Genomic DNA, 14785 nt, shown 5'->3' with positions numbered 1-14785 from the left:
CTTCAACCGCCTTTGCCACGCCGGCAAAAGCCACGGGACGCGCCGCCCGTAACGCGGCGCCGTCAGCGTCATCGACTCCGCTTCTTTGTCGAGACACGCCGCGCATTGATTAAAGATATGTAAGTTTGCTCAAAAAAACTGAATGTGGCATAAATTTTTCCAGGCTTTCTCTTAAAAACCAGGCGTCTGAACCGGAAAGCGTCGAGCGTGAAAAGCAGTAACTTTTATGGTGAAAAGGCAGGCGGATTTTTTCGTCTGATAATCGCTGGCCCGCTATTTTTCTGTCACCTGTTATCCACTCCGGCCGGTCGCTTTTTATCCCGATCCAGTTCAATGCTGAAGCCATTGCCCACCGCTATCGATATCTTTTATTAATTAACACAGATAATAATTTTATGTGCAATGAATTGCGCACTGTGCTGCGTCGGCGCGTCGGTTTTCCGCGCCCGGGCTGTGGTATAGATAAGCCACCCAAATCAGAGGAGAAGACAGTAAACTGCTGTTGTCCAGGGAAAATAACACGTTCAGCTCTATCCTGTGTGCTTATTGCCATTATCGGCGGTGCGGTTGGCGCGGGCGTCGTCCAGAGTGGCGCGCTTTATCAAAAAGTCGTTAACCATTTTGCGGCAAAGCCTAGCGATCCTGAAGGCTTCTGGAGCACGCCCGTGCTGGAAGGCTATGGAAAAATTCACTACGAGTCGGACGACGCGTTTAAGCCGGTGGCGGGGCTGGGCAACAAAATCGTATTCCAGATCACCCGCAGCGACGGCGCGATGACCGACGTCAACCTGGGGCTGGAGCTCGTGGCGCGCATGGTCAATTTCTATGTCGCCTCCGGTATGCCCGCCAGTCAGCTGCAGTAGTTTGTGGTGTCGATCAACAGCGATGCGGTGCCGGCGGCGCTGAATAACGCGCAGTGCCATAAAGCCTACGGCGTCGATAATCCCAACCTGAAGCTGATCGACGAGCTGAAAAAGGCGGGCGTTGAGGTCTCGATCTGCGACCAGTCGGTGGCCTTCCATAACCTGCAGCGCGACTGGATCGATCAGCGCGTCACCCAAACTATCTCCAGCGGCACCACGGTCGCCACCCTGAAGAACACGGGCTACGCCTTCCTGATGCTGTAACGTCGCGCCCCGACGGCGGCGGCTGCTGTCATCTCTCCGTCATCTTGCTGAGATTGTTCTGTCACAGAGTCGCCTTATCTGCTGAAGGCGAGCACGCGCTGCAGCGCGTGCTGGCCGCGTCGGAGCAGTTTGGCTTCCGACCCAACCACATTGCGCGCCAGCTGCGCACGCAAAGCTCCACCACCCTCGGTGTGCTGCTGCCTTCGCTGCTGAACCCGGTCTTTGCCTAGCAGCTGCAGGCGATGGAGCGGCAGGCGCGCCTGGTGGGATTCGGCCTGCTGGCCGCCATCAGCGACTACTAGGCGGAGTGCGAGGCGGCGATTGTTGAGCATATGCTGCGCCAGCGCTTGGCTGGGCTGGTGCTGACGGTCGCCGACGCGGATCGCAGTGCGGTGCTGCCAACGCTGGCGGCGGCGCACATGCCCTTTGTGCTGGCGCACAACGTGCCGCAGGACGCCGCCTGGCAGGGCGTCTGCGTCGACAACCGCCGCGCGATGGCCGAAGCCACCGCCCATCTGCTCGCCCTCGGCCATCGCCATATCGGCATGGTCGCCGGCCCGGTGCTGCAGTCCGATCGCGCGCAGCAGCGCTTTCTCGGCTACTGCGACGCCATGCAGCAGGCGGGGCTGAAGCCCGCGCCGCTGATTGAGATGCCGAGCCATACGCGATCCGATTTCAATCTGCTGCCGCCGCGCCTGCGCCGTGCCAGCCCGCTGACGGCGGTGATATGCAATAACAATTTGTTGGCCATCAGCCTGATGGGTGCCGCCGCACGCGCCGGGGTTCAGGTGCCGACGCAGCTCTCGGTAATGGGCTTCGACGGCATCGAAACCGGCGAGCACCTTTCGCCGTCACTCGCCTCTGTGGTGCAGCCGGGGGATCTGCTCGGCGCCTGCGCCATCGATATGCTTTTACAACGATCCAGCGGCGGTCTCCGCATGCTGGCGCATCACCTGCGGTTGGGCGAGAGCATCGCGTTCGCCAGTGCGGCGCTGCTGGCCGCCTGCGGCATGGCGAGCCCGTTCGCCCACGAGGCGGAAACTGCCATCTGCTCGGTCGCCGACGTGGTCTATTACGGCGTGAGCTTCGGCATTCAGACGGCCGGCACCGGCGTGACCACCGCCTATAATAAGCCGGCGCACAGGGACGATATCCCGGCGGGCATGAAGGATCCCGACGGCAAATGGGTAGCGCTGCACTCCGGCACCATGGGCTTTACGGTCAATGTTGATGAGCTGGGCGGCGCGCCGGTGCCGAAAGCCTGGGACGATCTGCTGAAGCCGAAATATAAAGGCATAGTGGGCTACCTCGATCCGGCCAGCGCCTTTGTCGGCTACGTCGCCGCGGTAGCGGTAAATCAGGCGAAAGGCAGCAGCATGTAGGACTTCACCCCGGCGCTGACCTGGTTCAAAAAGCTGCAGGCCAATCAGCCGATCGTACCCAAGCAGACCGCCTACGCGCGCCTGATTTCCGGCGAGATCCCGATTCTGCTGGACTACGACTTCAACTAACGTCGCCTTTGTTATCCCGCAGGAGGGCACGGTGACGGTGCCCTATGTGATCAGCCTGGTGAAGAACGCGCCGCACGAAGCCAATGGCAAAAAGGTGATCGATTACGTGCTGTCGGACAAAGGGCTAGCGATCAGGGCGAACGCCTATTTGCGCCCGGTGCGTCTGTCGGCGATGTCCGCCGAGGCGAAAGCGAAGTTCCTGCCTGACAGCGACTACGCCCGCGCCCAGACCGTGAACTATCAGCAGATGGCTGACGCGCAGAAAGCCTTTTCCGCCCGTTACCTGAGCGAGATCTACTAATGTCGTTGTCGGACACCCGCAGCCGCTCGCCAGCCAGAGGCACGCTGGCCCTGGATGCTGCTGCCGGCGCTGCTGTTTTTCGCCGCCTTTTGGCTGCTGCCCTTTGCGCGCCTGCTGCAAATCGGCATGCTGCCGGACCGCAGCACGCAGCAAAGCGTCTACTGGGCGGTGCTCAGCTAGCCGCAGTATCTGCAAAGCCTGTCAATACCGTGCTGCTGTCGCTGGCAGTCACCCTGATGACGCTGCTGATTGCGGCGGTGATCGGCTGCTTTCTTGCGCGGCAGCGCTTCGCCGGGCGCTGCACGCTGCTGACCTTTTCCTCTCGCCTTTCCCGGCGTGGTGGCGGGGTTTCTGATGGTGATGCTGGCGCAGCTGAGCATGAGCCTGTTTCACAAGCGCTGGACGCTGGCCTACTCCCTCAGCGGCCTGTTTATCGGCTACCTCTACTTCTCGCTGCCGCGCGCCATCGTCACGCTGGTGGCGGCCAGTGAAAAGCTGGACCGCTCGCTGGGCGCCAGCCAGTGGCGCATCACCTAGGACGTTATCGTGCCGGGCCTGAAGCCGGCGCTGCTCTCCAGAGGAGCGCTCTGTTTCGCCACCAGCATGGGCGCCTTCGGCACCGCCTTTACCCTCGGTACCAACCTGAGCGTGCTACCGCTGACCATCTACGGCGAATTCACCAACTACGCAAATTTCGCCACCGCGGCGGCGCTGACGGTGGCGCTCGGCGTGCCCGCCGCATGGGGACTGCTGAAGGCGCCGCCGCGTTTAGCCAGACGCATTGAAGAGTGCCTGATGCTGCCGGGTCTCGCCACTGCGTTGGGCATTATTCTGCTCTACGGCGGCGTTCATGGCCTGCGCGACAGCTGGCTGTTTATCCTCATCGGGCACGTGCTCTTTACGCTGCTCTTTATGATCCGACCGGTGCTGGCGGGCGCCTTTATGGTGCTCACCCTGTCGGTGGAGGAGTTCAACATTACCTGGATGCTGTATACGCCGCTGACCAAAACCCTGCCGGTAGGGCTAGCGGACAGCTACGCCTCGATGCGACTGGAAGTTGGATCGGCCTACACGCTGATCTTTATCGCTATGATTTTACCGCTGTTGCTCAACGCCTGCAATCACTGGCTGGCGCGCCAGGCGACGCGAAACGCTGTTAAGGAGCTGGCATGAATCACGCCGCCGTCGCCGTCACGCTGCGCAACTGTTCGCGCCGCTTTCATCAACATACCGCTCTGCATCCGCTCAACCTGACCGTGCACGCAGGCCGCTGGTGTTGTTTGGCCCGTCGGGCTGCGGCAAAACCACCACGCTGCGCATTATCAGCGGGCTGGAGAGCAGCGATGCGGGAAGCGAAGTCTGGTTCGACGACCGCGACGTCACTGCGCTGCCGATTGAGAAGCGCAACGTCGGCATAGTGTATCAGAACTACGCGCTGTTTCCCAACCTCAACGTGGCGCAGAACGTGGCCTACGGCCTGAAGGTGCAAGCGGTAGGGCACGCCAAGCACGAAGCGCGCGTCAGCGAGATGCTGGCGCTGGTGGATCTCGGCCCGCTGGCGAACCGCAGCATCGACAAGCTTTCCGGCGGCCAGAAGCAGCGCGTGGCGCTGGCGCGCGCGCTGGCCGCACGGCCGAAAGTGCTGCTGTTCGACGAGCCGCTGGCGGCGCTGGACGCCAAACTGCGTGAGCGCCTGCGGCTGGAGATTGGCAGGCTGCTGAAAAAGCTCGCCATCACTGCGGTCTATGTCACTCACGATCAACAGGAGGCGATGGCGCTTGGCGATCGCATCGCCGTTATGGAGCAGGGGGGGCATCGCGCAGATCGATACGCCGCAGGCGATCTATCAGCGTCCGGCAACGCGCTTCGTCGCCGATTTCGTCGGCGCCATCAACTGCGTCGAGACCGACGCGCAGGGCCGGCCGCGCCAGTTCTGCCGCCCGGAAGATATCCTGCTGGCAGAGGACGAGCGCTACGCACGGCACGGCTACATCGTCGGCAGCACCTTTCTCGGCGCAGCGCAGCGGCTGCTGATCGATATCGGGCTGGCCGCGCCGATTCAGGTCGAGCGCCACGCGCGCGAAATGTGGCAGGCCGGGCAGTGTGTCATCTGGACGCTGGCGCCGCGCGCCGCGCTGGAATTTAACGGTTATTAAGGAGAGCAGTATGTCCGACCAACCTGTGCTGATTACCCAGATCAGCGATCTGCATATCAAGGCCAACGGCCGCCTGTCTTATAAAAAGGTCGATACCCAGACAGCGCTGCTGCGCGCCATCGACATCTTGAACGCGCTACGGCCGCAGCCGGATATGGTGGTGATCACCGGCGACCTGGTCGATTTCGGCACGGTGGAGGAGTTCCAGACGCTGCGTCTGGCGCTGCGCCGCCTGCAGCTGCCGTTCCGCCTGATGTCGGGCAATCGTGACGATCGCTAGGCGCTGCGCGAGGTCTTTGCCGAGCACGACTATCTGCAGCACGGCGCGACGCTTAACTGGCAGATGAGGGTCGGGCCGCTGAAGCTGCTGGCGCTCGACTCCAGCGTGCCGCAGCAGCCCTGGGGCTACGTCGACGAGCATCAGCTGCTCTGGCTGGAGGAGGCGCTGGCGCGCGAGCCGGGCGCGCCGACGCTGGTGATGCTGCACCATCTGCCATTTCCCTGCGGCATCGACCACATGGATCGCCAGCGGCTGCGCAATCCCGATGCGCTGGCGGCGATCGTGGCGCGCCATCCGCAGATCGAGCGCGGTACTGTGCGGGCACCTGCACCGCACAGCCTGCAGGTGCGCTTCGCCGGCACCTTAGCGGTATGCGCGCCGGGCGTTTCCCATCAGGTAGCGCTGGAGCTGCTGCCCGACGGCCCGGCGCATTTCGTGCTGGAGCCGCCCGGCTTCGTGCTGTATCGTTGGCACCCGGCGCAGGGCATGGTGACGCACCAATGCGCCATCGGCGACTATTCGGGGCCGTGGCCGTTTTACGATCACAACGGGCTGATCGACTAGCGCCGGGCGTAAACGGAAACTTTCTGAGAATGTCCGAAGCGGAAGAGTGCTCAAGGCGGTAGCAAGGTGTACACTTACGCCCAGCCTCACCAGGGCAAATGACTTCCAACAAAACTACATTCTCAGGCTTTCCCGTATGGATCTCCTTTTTGTGGCGGGCGCGCTATGCTGATGCGCCTGCGTCCCAGAACCGATCTGTGCACGCTTATCGCCTAACTCGCCATTGTCAGTATTGTCGTTACGCTGATCAAAGCGATCTATGCGATATGGCGCGTGCAGCGCATGGTATTGATCGACAGCATGCTGGAGGTGAACCGCGCCTACGCCACCAAGCTCGCCTCCACCACCGAAATTTTCTTTCAGCTGGCGCAGTCGCAGCTGCACTACAGCGCCCGGCTGCTGGGCGAAAATTTCGACGATCCCGCGCTGCCGCTCTGGCAGCTGGCGCGCAAGGCGCGCCAGATGGATGCGTCGGGCGTCTCGGGCGAGATCGGCGCCATTCGTACCTGGTACTTTGAAGCGGCGCAGGTGAAGCGCGAGCTGCTGAGCTGCATCGGCCTGGTGCAGGACAAAATCGGCCGCCTGCGCTCGGAGGTGCAAACCGATCCGCTGACTCAGCTGCTGAACCGACGCGGCCTGAGGGCGGTGCTCGACCTGTATCAGGCCCTGCACCAGCCTTTTGCCGTGCTGGCGCTCGATATCGATCACTTCAAACGCGTCAACGACAGCTGGGGACATGACGTCGGCGATCGGGTGATTCAGCAAGTGGCGCAGACGCTGAGCGTCAGTGCCCTGCAGAGCGACGTGGTGTGCCGCAACGGCGGCGAGGAGTTTTTGATGCTGCTGCCGCTCACCAGCGTTGAAGAGGCGTGCCGCATCGCCGAGCGCGTGCGCGTCGCCGTGGCCGACACCCCCATAAAAGAGGTCGGCAATATTACGCTGTCGGTAGGGGTCGCCGCCTGGCAGGGCGAAGCGGCGTCTCTGGAAAGCAGCCTGAAGCAGGCGGATGACGTGCTCTATCGCGCCGAGCATGCCGGGCGTAATCGCGTGGTGGTGGCGGGGGAAGCTACCGCGCTGTCGGGCGACGTGCTGGCCTAGGCGCGGCGAAAGAAACAACGGATGCGGCGCCGCGCTGCATCCGCCAGGGATCAGACGGGTTTCAGATAATCCATCACGATATCGTGGTGGTTCGAAGTCTTGAAGTCGTTGAATACCTTTTCAATAATGCCGTCTGAGCCCACCAAGAAACTGATGCGGTGGATGCCGTCATAGGATTTGCCCATAAAGGACTTCTCACCCCAGACGCCAAACGCCTTGCAGACCTGGTGATCCTCATCCGAGAGCAGCGTGAAGTTTAGCAGCTCTTTCTCCGCGAAACGCGACAGCTTTTCCGGCTTGTCCGTGCTGATGCCCAGCACTTCCACGCCGGCCTTTTTCAGCTCATCCATATTGTCGCGCAGGCCGCAGGCTTGCACGGTGCATCCCGGCGTCATCGCTTTCGGGTAGAAATAGACTAGAACTCGCTGTCCCTGAAAGTCGGCTAAATTTACCTGTTCGCCATCCTGGTCGGGCAAGCTAAATTTCGGTGCGGTATCACCGGCTTTCAGTGGATTCATCGCTACTCTCCATTTTTTTCTTTGTGCTGTGGGCTGCGCCTCCGCCTGCCAAAAGCAGCAGGAGAGGGCGGCCATCAGGGGATATCGCGCCACATAGCCAGCTATCGGTAACGTGGAGGAATAGCCCCGGTTCAGTTACAGCTTAGCGCTAAGCCTGGAGCGGCGCCGCGTCTTCCTCCTCCAGGCTATAAAAGCGCAGCGTGCCTTCGGCGTTCAGCTCCTGGCACAGGGCGTAAAACGCCTGTTCAAACTGAGAGTAGCTGACGCCCGCCGGGCTGTGCGCCGTCATTTGAATATAGAGGGTCGCCGTGCGATCCGCCTGGGCGGGTTGGGTGCGCGACACCAGCTTGGCGATGTTCATCGTATGCTTGTCGAACAGGTCGGTAAAGCGCTCGATCAGGTGCGGCGAATCCGGCACTGCCACCTGCACCCACACCGTGGCCGGCATCGGCGGGCGCGTTTTGGCGCGGGTGCGCTTCATCACAATCAGCAGCTCCAGCTCCGCGCCCTTCAGCGGCAGCGTCGATTCTATCAGCGTAATGGCGTTCCAGCTGCCGGAGAGCAGCATAAAATAAAGGTGAACCCATCCCGAGCATGGCGAGACGGCTGTCTTCAATATTACAACCACAGCTGCTAACGTGGCGGGTAATGGTATTGTATACCCGGACGGTCAACGCCCAATGCGCTGATCACCAGATGGTGGAGCTGATGAGATGGCGGCAAAGTGGGATTTCCTGTTCATTCGCTAATAACCACTAAGGTAAACATAAAAAAAACTGCTGACAAGCACAGGAGCGGCGTGGCCTGCTTGCTTTTCAGCAAGAGTAAAACGTACCATGAAGCACTTGTTTGTCGAGGGGATCACCAATGTTCACGGGAAGTATTGTTGCACTCGTTACGCCAATGGATGACAAAGGTAATGTCTGCCGTGCGAGTCTGAAAAAACTGATTGATTATCATGTCGCCAGCGGCACCGCGGCGATCGTCTCTGTCGGCACCACCGGCGAGTCCGCGACGCTGAGCCATGAAGAACATGGCAACGTGGTGATGCTGACGCTGGAGCTGGCGGACGGACGCATTCCGGTGATCGCCGGCACCGGTGCCAACGCCACCGCCGAAGGCATATCTCTCACCAAACGTTTTGAAAACAGCGGTGTGGTCGGCTGCCTGACCGTCACGCCCTACTACAATCGTCCAACGCAGGAAGGGCTGTTCCAGCACTTCAAAGCGATCGCGGAAAGCACGGCGCTGTCGCAGATGCTCTATAACGTCCCCTCGCGAACCGGCTGCGACATGCTGCCGGAAACCGTGGCGCGCCTGGCTAAAATCAAAAATATTATCGGGATCAAAGAAGCCACCGGGAACTTATCGCGCGTTAGCCAGATCCAAGCACTGGTCGATGAGGCGTTTATTATCGTGAGCGGCGACGACGCCTCCGCGCTGGAACTCATGCAGCTGGGCGGCAAGGGCGTTATCTCGGTAACAGCCAACATCGCGGCGCGGGAAATGGCCGAGCTTTGCGCGCTGGCGCAGCAGGGCAATTTCACCGAGGCGCGCCGCCTGAATCAGCGTCTGATGCACCTGCACCAGACGCTTTTCTGTGAACCCAATCCTATCCCGGTCAAATGGGCGGCAAAACAGTTAGGATTAATCGCCAGTGACACGCTGCGTCTGCCGATGACGCCGCTGACTTCAGCGGCCATACCAAAAGTTGAGCAGGCGCTGATTAAAGCGGGTTTGCGATAAGTTAGGGAATTTTAATGAACCATTCTGTAAAGCGCTCAGCGGTTGCCACCGTTGTGGCTCTCTCTACTGTGATGCTGTTAACCGCATGTTCAAGTGATCAGCGCTATAAGCGCCAGGTAAGCGGCGACGAGTCCTATTTGCAGGCTAGCGAACTGCAGGATCTGAAAGCGCCTGCGGGCATGATCCTGCCAGTGGCGCACGGCGACTACGACGTGCCGCACACTGCCGCCAGCGGCAGCGTCGGCAAACAGCTCGACATCCGTCCGCCGGTGCTGCCGCTGGCGCTGACGAACGGCACCCGCGCGCAGTTCACCGGCAACTCCGGCGTGCTGATGCTGGAGAACAACCGTGGCTCGCTCTGGCCGCAGCTGATGAAAGTGGTGGCGTCCTATAACTTCCCCGTCGCCCAGCGCAACGATGCGGCGCAGCAGCTCACCACCGACTGGGTGCAGTGGAACCGTGCCGACGAAGACAATCAGTATCGCGGCCGCTACCAGATCAGCCTGCAGTCGCAGAGCTACCAGCGGGTGCTGACGGTGCGCCTGCTTGAGCTGCAGCAGAAAGGCGAGACGGTCACCTCGCCCGTGAAGATCCAGCGCTACACCGCGCAGATGCTGAACGACATCAGCACCGGCCTCCACAAGATCGACATTGCCAATGAAAACGCCGCCGCGGGCCGCGCCAGCGGCAGCGTCGACGTCCAGAGCGGCGCGGACGATACCGGCCTGCCGCTGCTGGTGCTGCGCACGCCGTTCAACGTCGCCTGGCAGCGTCTGCCGCAGGCGATGAAGCGCGTCGGCATGAAAGTAACCGACAGCAACCGCTCGCAGGGCAGCCTGAACGTTACCTATAAATCGCCGGGCAGCGGCGCGTGGGACGACCTTGGCGCCAAAGATCCGGAGCTGCCGAACGGCGATTATAAGGTTCAGGTCGGCGACCTCGATAACCGCAGCAGCCTGCAGTTTATCGATCCCAAAGGGCATGTGCTTACCCAGTCGCAAAACGATGCGCTGGTGGCCGTGTTCCAGGCGGCACTCAACAAATAAATCGCCTCAGGGCCGGAGATTCTCCGGCCTTTTTTTCGTCTCAGGCATAATAGCACTCGGCGAAGTAAACGATTGCGTCGCGGCAATCCCGCAGCGGCCCGCCGCCGCCAAACACCCGAAATTTCTAAGTCTGGAGTTAACAAGATGCAAAAGCGAGCTGAGTTGTATCGCGGTAAAGCGAAAACTGTATACAGTACCGACAACCCGGATCTGCTGGTACTCGAATTCCGCAACGATACGTCAGCAGGCGACGGAGCCCGAATCGAGCAGTTCGATCGCAAGGGCATGGTGAACAACAAGTTTAACCACTTCATCATGACCAAACTGCAGGAAGCAGGCATTCCCACCCAGATGGAGGCGCTGTTCTCCGACAATGAAGCGCTGGTGAAAAAGCTGGAGATGGTGCCGGTGGAGTGCGTGGTGCGCAACCGCGCCGCCGGCTCGCTGGTGAAACGCCTAGACGTGGAAGAGGGGATGATCCTCAATCCGCCGCTGTTCGATCTGTTTCTCAAAGACGACGTGAAACATGACCCGATGGTCAACGAATCCTACTGCGAAACCTTCGGCTGGGTCAGCAAGGCGAACCTGGCGCGCATGCAGGAGCTGACCTTTAAGGCTAACGAGGTGCTGAGCAAACTGTTTGACGACGCCGGTCTGATCCTGGTGGACTTCAAGCTGGAGTTCGGTCTGTTCAAGGGCGAAGTGGTGCTGGGCGACGAGTTCTCACCAGACGGCGCGCGCCTGTGGGACAAAGAGACCATGGACAAAATGGACAAGGATCGCTTCCGTCAGAGCCTTGGCGGCCTGATCGAAGCCTATGAGGAAGTGGCGCAGCGTCTGGGCGTTAAGCTCGACTAGGCACTGCAGCTGAACGACAAAAGGAGAGCCGCGGCTCTCCTTTTTCATTTGGCCTGAATGCTGGTAGTTGTGGCGTGGCGTAACTAAAATCACCTGAAATTACCTCAATCAGGAGCAGAGTATGCGCTGGCAAGGACGTCGCGAGAGCGACAATATGGAAGACCGACGAGATCAAGGCCTCCTACGGCGGCGGACGATAGATGATCCATCTGCCGCGCGGCAAAGGCGGCGTAATCCTGTTAATCATCGTCGCGGTCTCCGGTTATTACGGCTACGATCTGATGGAACTGCTAACCGGCGGCGACGTCGCCCCCACCAGCCAGCAGCAGCGCGTCAGCGCCAACGATGACGAAGCGGCGAAATTTACCCGCGTTATCCTCGCCTCCACCGAAGACACCTGGGGCAAGCTGTTCCAGCAGATGGGCAAAGAGTATGTGCCGCCGACGCTGGTGATGTACCGCGGCGCCACCCAGACCCGCTGTGGCACCGGGGCCGTTCTACTGCCCGGCGGACCAGCGCGTCTATATCGACCTCTCTTTACTATGACGAAATGAAGAACAAGCTCGGCGCGGGCGGCAAGTTCGCGCAGGGCTATGTGGTGGCGCACGAAGTCGGCCATCACGTGCAGAAGCTGCTCGGCATCGAGCCGAAGGTGCGCGAGATGCAGCAGGGTGCCAGCCAGACGGAGATCAACCATCTCTCGGTGAAAATGGAGCTGCAGGCGGACTGTTTCGCCGGCGTCTGGGGCCACAACGTCAGCAAAGACAACTGGCTGGAGACCGGCGATCTGCAGCAGGCGCTGGATGCGGCGCAGGCAATCGGCGACGATCGCCTGCAGCAGCGCAGCCAGGCCCGCGTGGTGCCTGACAGCTTTACCCACGGCACCTCGGAGCAACGCTATACCTGGTTTAAACGCGGATTCGACAGCGGCGATCCCGGCCAGTGCAATACCTTCGCCGCTAACTGATGTCGCCTGAACAGCTCAGCCGCCCGATGCGGCAGGCGGGCGTCAGGCGACTCTGCGTGATTGCCGGCGACGCCGACTGGTCGCTGGCGCGCACCGCCGATTGCCGGCTTGCCCCACTACGCGCCCGCAGCGCTACGCACGCTGCTCGGCCGCGAATTCACCCATGTCATTTTTAATGCGCGACGCGGTTTCCACGCCGAGGCGTTCGCCGCGCTGGCGGGCACGCTGCACGCCGGAAGCTGGCTGCTGCTGCTGGCGCCGCCGTGGGCGAGCTGGCCGCAGCAGCCCGATGAGGACAGCCTGCGCTGGGCCGATGTGGCGGACCCCGTTGCTGCGCCGAACTTTATCCATCATTAGCAGCAGAGGCTGCTGGCCGATCCGGATGTGGCGCTGCTGCGCTAGGGCAGTGCGGATCGCGTTGCGCCGTTGTCCGCAAGGCCGGACTGGCAGTGTTGCTCGCCGCCGCAGCAGCAGGCGATCCTGCAGCAGCTGCTGACAATGGCGCTCGGCGTCGCGATGCTCACCGCGCCGCGCCGCGCCGCGCCGCGCCGCGCCGCCTCGGCAAATCGGCGCTGGCGGGCATGCTGGCGCGCCAGGTGCCGCGCGCGATCGCCGCCCCGGCGAAGGCCGCCACCGAGGTGCTGGCGCAGTTTGCCGGCGACCGTTTTCGCTTTATGGCGCCGGACGCCATTCTGGCGCAGCCCGACGCTGACTGGCTGACTGGCTGACTGGCTGACTGGCTGACTGGCTGACTGGCTGACTGGCTGACTGGCTGATTGTCGATGAGGCCGCCGCGCCGCATGGCGGAAAACGCTTGGACGCAGCATCCCTCCGAGCCGGAAGCCGCCTACCGCCTGCTGGCCAGCGCGCACTACCGCACCTCGCCCCTTGATCTGCGACGCCTGATGGACGCGCCGGGCATGACGCTGTGGCTGAGCGGCGAGGCGCCGGCTCTGCAGGGCGCGCTGTGGCTGGTGGAGGAGGGCGGCCTGTCGCCCGCGCTGGCGCAGGCGGTCTGGGCGAGGCGTCGACGGCCGCGCGGTAATCTGGTGGTGCAATCGCTGGCGGCGCACGTGGGGTTTATTGAGGCGGCGGTGCTGCGCTCGTGCCGCATCAGGCGCATCGCGGTGGCGCCAGAGCAGCGCAGGCTGGGCATCGGCTAGGTGCTGTCGCCGCCGTTGAGGCGCAGCGCGACGTCAATTTTCTCTCCGTCAGTTTTGGCTACACCAAGCTGCTGTGGACTTTCTGGCGCGACTGCGGCTTTCAGCTGGTGCACATTGGCACGCAGCGCGAAGCCAGCAGCGGCTGCTATGCGGCGATGGCTATGCGTGCGCTGCTGCAGTGCCGCCGAACGGCTGGCGCGCGCCTCTCGCCGCTGTTGCAGAGTGCGCTGGAACCGCAGGCTGATGTCGGCCAGCTGGCGCAGCGGGCAGGGCTGAGCGGCCGCCGGGCGCTGGTGGCGCAGCTGCGCGCCGACGCCGCCACAGCGCTGATGCCGCTGGATCCCATCCACGCCGAGGCGCTGCGGCGCCAGGTCGAATAATTGCAACAGGTTGTTCAAATTTTCCCGATAGCGCGCTGCGCAGGGCGGCGTATAGTGATCCGAGGAGGGCAATATGACACTGCAATATGTAATCGTTCAGCAGCCGAGCATGGCAGCGCAACAGCTGCTCCTGCTCTACCACGACGTAGGCGATAATCCGCACTCGATGGCGCAGCTGGGCAGCTGGGCAGCTGGTTCGCGCGCGAGTTTCCTCAGGCGCAGGTGGTGGCGGTCGGCGCACCCGCGCCGGGCCACTACTGGTTCAGCGAAACGGCGCAGCATGACCAGAGCAAGCAGCAGCGGGTCAATGCCGTGCTGCCGCAGTTCGTCGATTCAGTGCGCCACTGGCAGCAGCAGAGCGGCTTGCGTCCCGACGCCACTGCGCTGGTGGGCTTTTCTCAGGGCAGCACCATGGTGCTGGAGGGGGGGTAAAGGCGCAGCCGGATCTGGCGGGCCGCGTGGTGGCCTTCAGCGGCCGCTACGCCACGCTGCCGGAGAGCGCGACGACGCGCACCACGATTCACCTGAACTACGGCGAATATAATGAGCAGATCCCGATGCAGCACGCCGAGCAGGCGGCGCAGCGCCTCACCATGCTGGGCGGCGACGTAACGCTCGATATTGTAGAAGATCTGCCGCACGCGGTGGATGACCGCAACATGGCGCTGGCGTTGAAGCATCTGCACTATACGGTGCCGAAGCGCTATTTCGACGAGGCGTTGAGCGGGGCGAAGCCCGGCGGCGACGATGTGATTATGATGGTGTAAAAACGCCCTCGCGCAGGCGAGGGCGTTAAGCGCGGCCCGAGCTGTCGGCGCGCCAGGCGTCGCTTTCCAGTGTTATCTGACGTGGAAGCTGGCGCGTTGGGCCGCCGCTTTAGCTTCTTCTTCTTCGGCCAGTCGTCCTCATCGTCCCACTTATCGTTAAAGTCGCGATGGGGCGGCAGGTCAGGTTTGTTTGCCATGTATTTTTTATGATCGATGCGCTTCAGATCTTTATAAACGTTCATCAGCACGCCAACCAGCAACAGGATCACAATGATCCACCAGTAATCTTTAATAAATTCCATT

Annotated in this window: 12 protein-coding genes and 9 pseudogenes; 18 read left to right on the top strand and 3 right to left on the bottom strand. The window is 61.8% G+C overall.

Annotated features, from left to right (window positions below; all coding sequences use genetic code 11):
• Positions 1-515 precede the first annotated feature (515 nt).
• From EIO60_RS12975 to EIO60_RS12930, 9 genes and pseudogenes are all read left to right on the top strand, one after another.
• Positions 516-1127: pseudogene (locus tag EIO60_RS12975) on the top strand (DsrE family protein).
• Positions 1128-1199: 72 nt separating this feature from the next.
• Positions 1200-2104 (top strand): annotated as a pseudogene (locus EIO60_RS12970) (substrate-binding domain-containing protein); the annotation flags it as partial.
• A gap of 33 nt (positions 2105-2137) precedes the next feature.
• A pseudogene (locus EIO60_RS12965) lies at positions 2138-2939 on the top strand (extracellular solute-binding protein).
• A gap of 54 nt (positions 2940-2993) precedes the next feature.
• The gene (locus tag EIO60_RS12960) at positions 2994-3119 is read left to right on the top strand and encodes a hypothetical protein (protein WP_258577030.1); all 126 of its coding nucleotides are present in this window, start codon (positions 2994-2996) and stop codon (positions 3117-3119) included.
• A 156-nt stretch (positions 3120-3275) separates the two neighbouring features.
• On the top strand, positions 3276-3476 hold the full coding sequence (locus tag EIO60_RS12955) for a hypothetical protein (protein WP_258577029.1): 201 nt from the start codon (positions 3276-3278) through the stop codon (positions 3474-3476).
• Between the two features lie 9 nt (positions 3477-3485).
• Positions 3486-4112, top strand: a complete 627-nt coding sequence (locus EIO60_RS12950) for an ABC transporter permease (RefSeq protein ID WP_258577028.1) — start codon at positions 3486-3488, stop codon at positions 4110-4112.
• Positions 4109-5095 (top strand): annotated as a pseudogene (locus EIO60_RS12945) (ABC transporter ATP-binding protein). Before EIO60_RS12950 ends, EIO60_RS12945 begins: the two are co-directional and overlap by 4 nt.
• Positions 5096-5105: 10 nt before the next feature.
• Positions 5106-5939: pseudogene (locus tag EIO60_RS16240) on the top strand (phosphodiesterase).
• Between the two features lie 222 nt (positions 5940-6161).
• Positions 6162-7037 carry a GGDEF domain-containing protein gene (locus tag EIO60_RS12930; RefSeq protein WP_258577095.1) on the top strand — a complete coding sequence of 292 codons (876 nt, stop codon included), beginning with the start codon at positions 6162-6164 and terminating at the stop codon, positions 7035-7037.
• Between the two features lie 50 nt (positions 7038-7087).
• Here EIO60_RS12930 and bcp read toward each other — a convergent pair whose 3' ends face one another.
• Both bcp and EIO60_RS12920 read right to left on the bottom strand, forming a co-directional pair.
• A complete protein-coding gene (gene bcp / locus EIO60_RS12925) occupies positions 7088-7555 on the bottom strand; it encodes a thioredoxin-dependent thiol peroxidase (RefSeq protein WP_258577025.1) in 468 nt (155 codons plus the stop codon).
• Between the two features lie 148 nt (positions 7556-7703).
• Positions 7704-8278 (bottom strand): annotated as a pseudogene (locus EIO60_RS12920) (glycine cleavage system transcriptional repressor).
• Positions 8279-8422: 144 nt separating this feature from the next.
• On the opposite strand from EIO60_RS12920, the gene dapA reads away from it, so the two are divergent.
• From dapA to ypfH, 9 genes and pseudogenes are all read left to right on the top strand, one after another.
• The gene (dapA, locus tag EIO60_RS12915) at positions 8423-9301 is read left to right on the top strand and encodes a 4-hydroxy-tetrahydrodipicolinate synthase (RefSeq protein WP_258577024.1); all 879 of its coding nucleotides are present in this window, start codon (positions 8423-8425) and stop codon (positions 9299-9301) included.
• A 14-nt stretch (positions 9302-9315) separates the two neighbouring features.
• Positions 9316-10347, top strand: coding sequence for an outer membrane protein assembly factor BamC (gene bamC / locus EIO60_RS12910; protein WP_258577023.1), 1032 nt, complete (start codon positions 9316-9318; stop codon positions 10345-10347).
• 144 nt (positions 10348-10491) lie between these two features.
• Complete coding sequence (purC, locus tag EIO60_RS12905; protein ID WP_258577022.1) at positions 10492-11205, top strand: phosphoribosylaminoimidazolesuccinocarboxamide synthase; 714 nt, start codon at positions 10492-10494, stop codon at positions 11203-11205.
• A gap of 121 nt (positions 11206-11326) precedes the next feature.
• Positions 11327-12172, top strand: a pseudogene (gene ypfJ / locus EIO60_RS12900) (KPN_02809 family neutral zinc metallopeptidase).
• A 60-nt stretch (positions 12173-12232) separates the two neighbouring features.
• On the top strand, positions 12233-12529 hold the full coding sequence (locus EIO60_RS16235; RefSeq protein ID WP_309484717.1) for a tRNA(Met) cytidine acetyltransferase TmcA domain-containing protein: 297 nt from the start codon (positions 12233-12235) through the stop codon (positions 12527-12529).
• A 92-nt stretch (positions 12530-12621) separates the two neighbouring features.
• Positions 12622-12900 carry a hypothetical protein gene (locus EIO60_RS16230; protein WP_309484716.1) on the top strand — a complete coding sequence of 93 codons (279 nt, stop codon included), beginning with the start codon at positions 12622-12624 and terminating at the stop codon, positions 12898-12900.
• Positions 12901-12972: 72 nt separating this feature from the next.
• Positions 12973-13335 carry a GNAT family N-acetyltransferase gene (locus tag EIO60_RS16225; RefSeq protein WP_309484715.1) on the top strand — a complete coding sequence of 121 codons (363 nt, stop codon included), beginning with the start codon at positions 12973-12975 and terminating at the stop codon, positions 13333-13335.
• Positions 13278-13715, top strand: a complete 438-nt coding sequence (locus EIO60_RS16220) for a tRNA-binding protein (protein ID WP_309484714.1) — start codon at positions 13278-13280, stop codon at positions 13713-13715. The genes EIO60_RS16225 and EIO60_RS16220 overlap by 58 nt, the downstream gene beginning before the upstream one ends.
• Positions 13716-13788: 73 nt before the next feature.
• Positions 13789-14482 (top strand): annotated as a pseudogene (gene ypfH / locus EIO60_RS12890) (esterase).
• A gap of 104 nt (positions 14483-14586) precedes the next feature.
• Here ypfH and EIO60_RS12885 read toward each other — a convergent pair.
• Positions 14587-14784: pseudogene (locus tag EIO60_RS12885) on the bottom strand (YpfN family protein); the annotation flags it as partial.
• Between the last annotated feature and the right edge of the window lies 1 nt (position 14785).

Source organism: Candidatus Pantoea persica (genome assembly GCF_013753875.1).
GTDB lineage: Bacteria > Pseudomonadota > Gammaproteobacteria > Enterobacterales > Enterobacteriaceae > Pantoea > Pantoea persica.
The sequence above is the reverse complement of the archived record's forward strand: the minus strand, read 5'-3'. Positions and strand labels throughout refer to the sequence as shown.

Excerpts from the sequence above, each read along its gene's own strand:
- EIO60_RS12960 (WP_258577030.1), top strand. The coding sequence starts at position 2,994 with ATGCTGCTGCCGGCGCTGCTGTTTTTCGCCGCCTTTTGGCTGCTGCCC.
- bcp (WP_258577025.1), bottom strand. The coding sequence starts at position 7,555 with ATGAATCCACTGAAAGCCGGTGATACCGCACCGAAATTTAGCTTGCCC.
- dapA (WP_258577024.1), top strand. The coding sequence starts at position 8,423 with ATGTTCACGGGAAGTATTGTTGCACTCGTTACGCCAATGGATGACAAA.
- bamC (WP_258577023.1), top strand. The coding sequence starts at position 9,316 with ATGAACCATTCTGTAAAGCGCTCAGCGGTTGCCACCGTTGTGGCTCTC.
- purC (WP_258577022.1), top strand. The coding sequence starts at position 10,492 with ATGCAAAAGCGAGCTGAGTTGTATCGCGGTAAAGCGAAAACTGTATAC.
- EIO60_RS16225 (WP_309484715.1), top strand. The coding sequence starts at position 12,973 with ATGGCGGAAAACGCTTGGACGCAGCATCCCTCCGAGCCGGAAGCCGCC.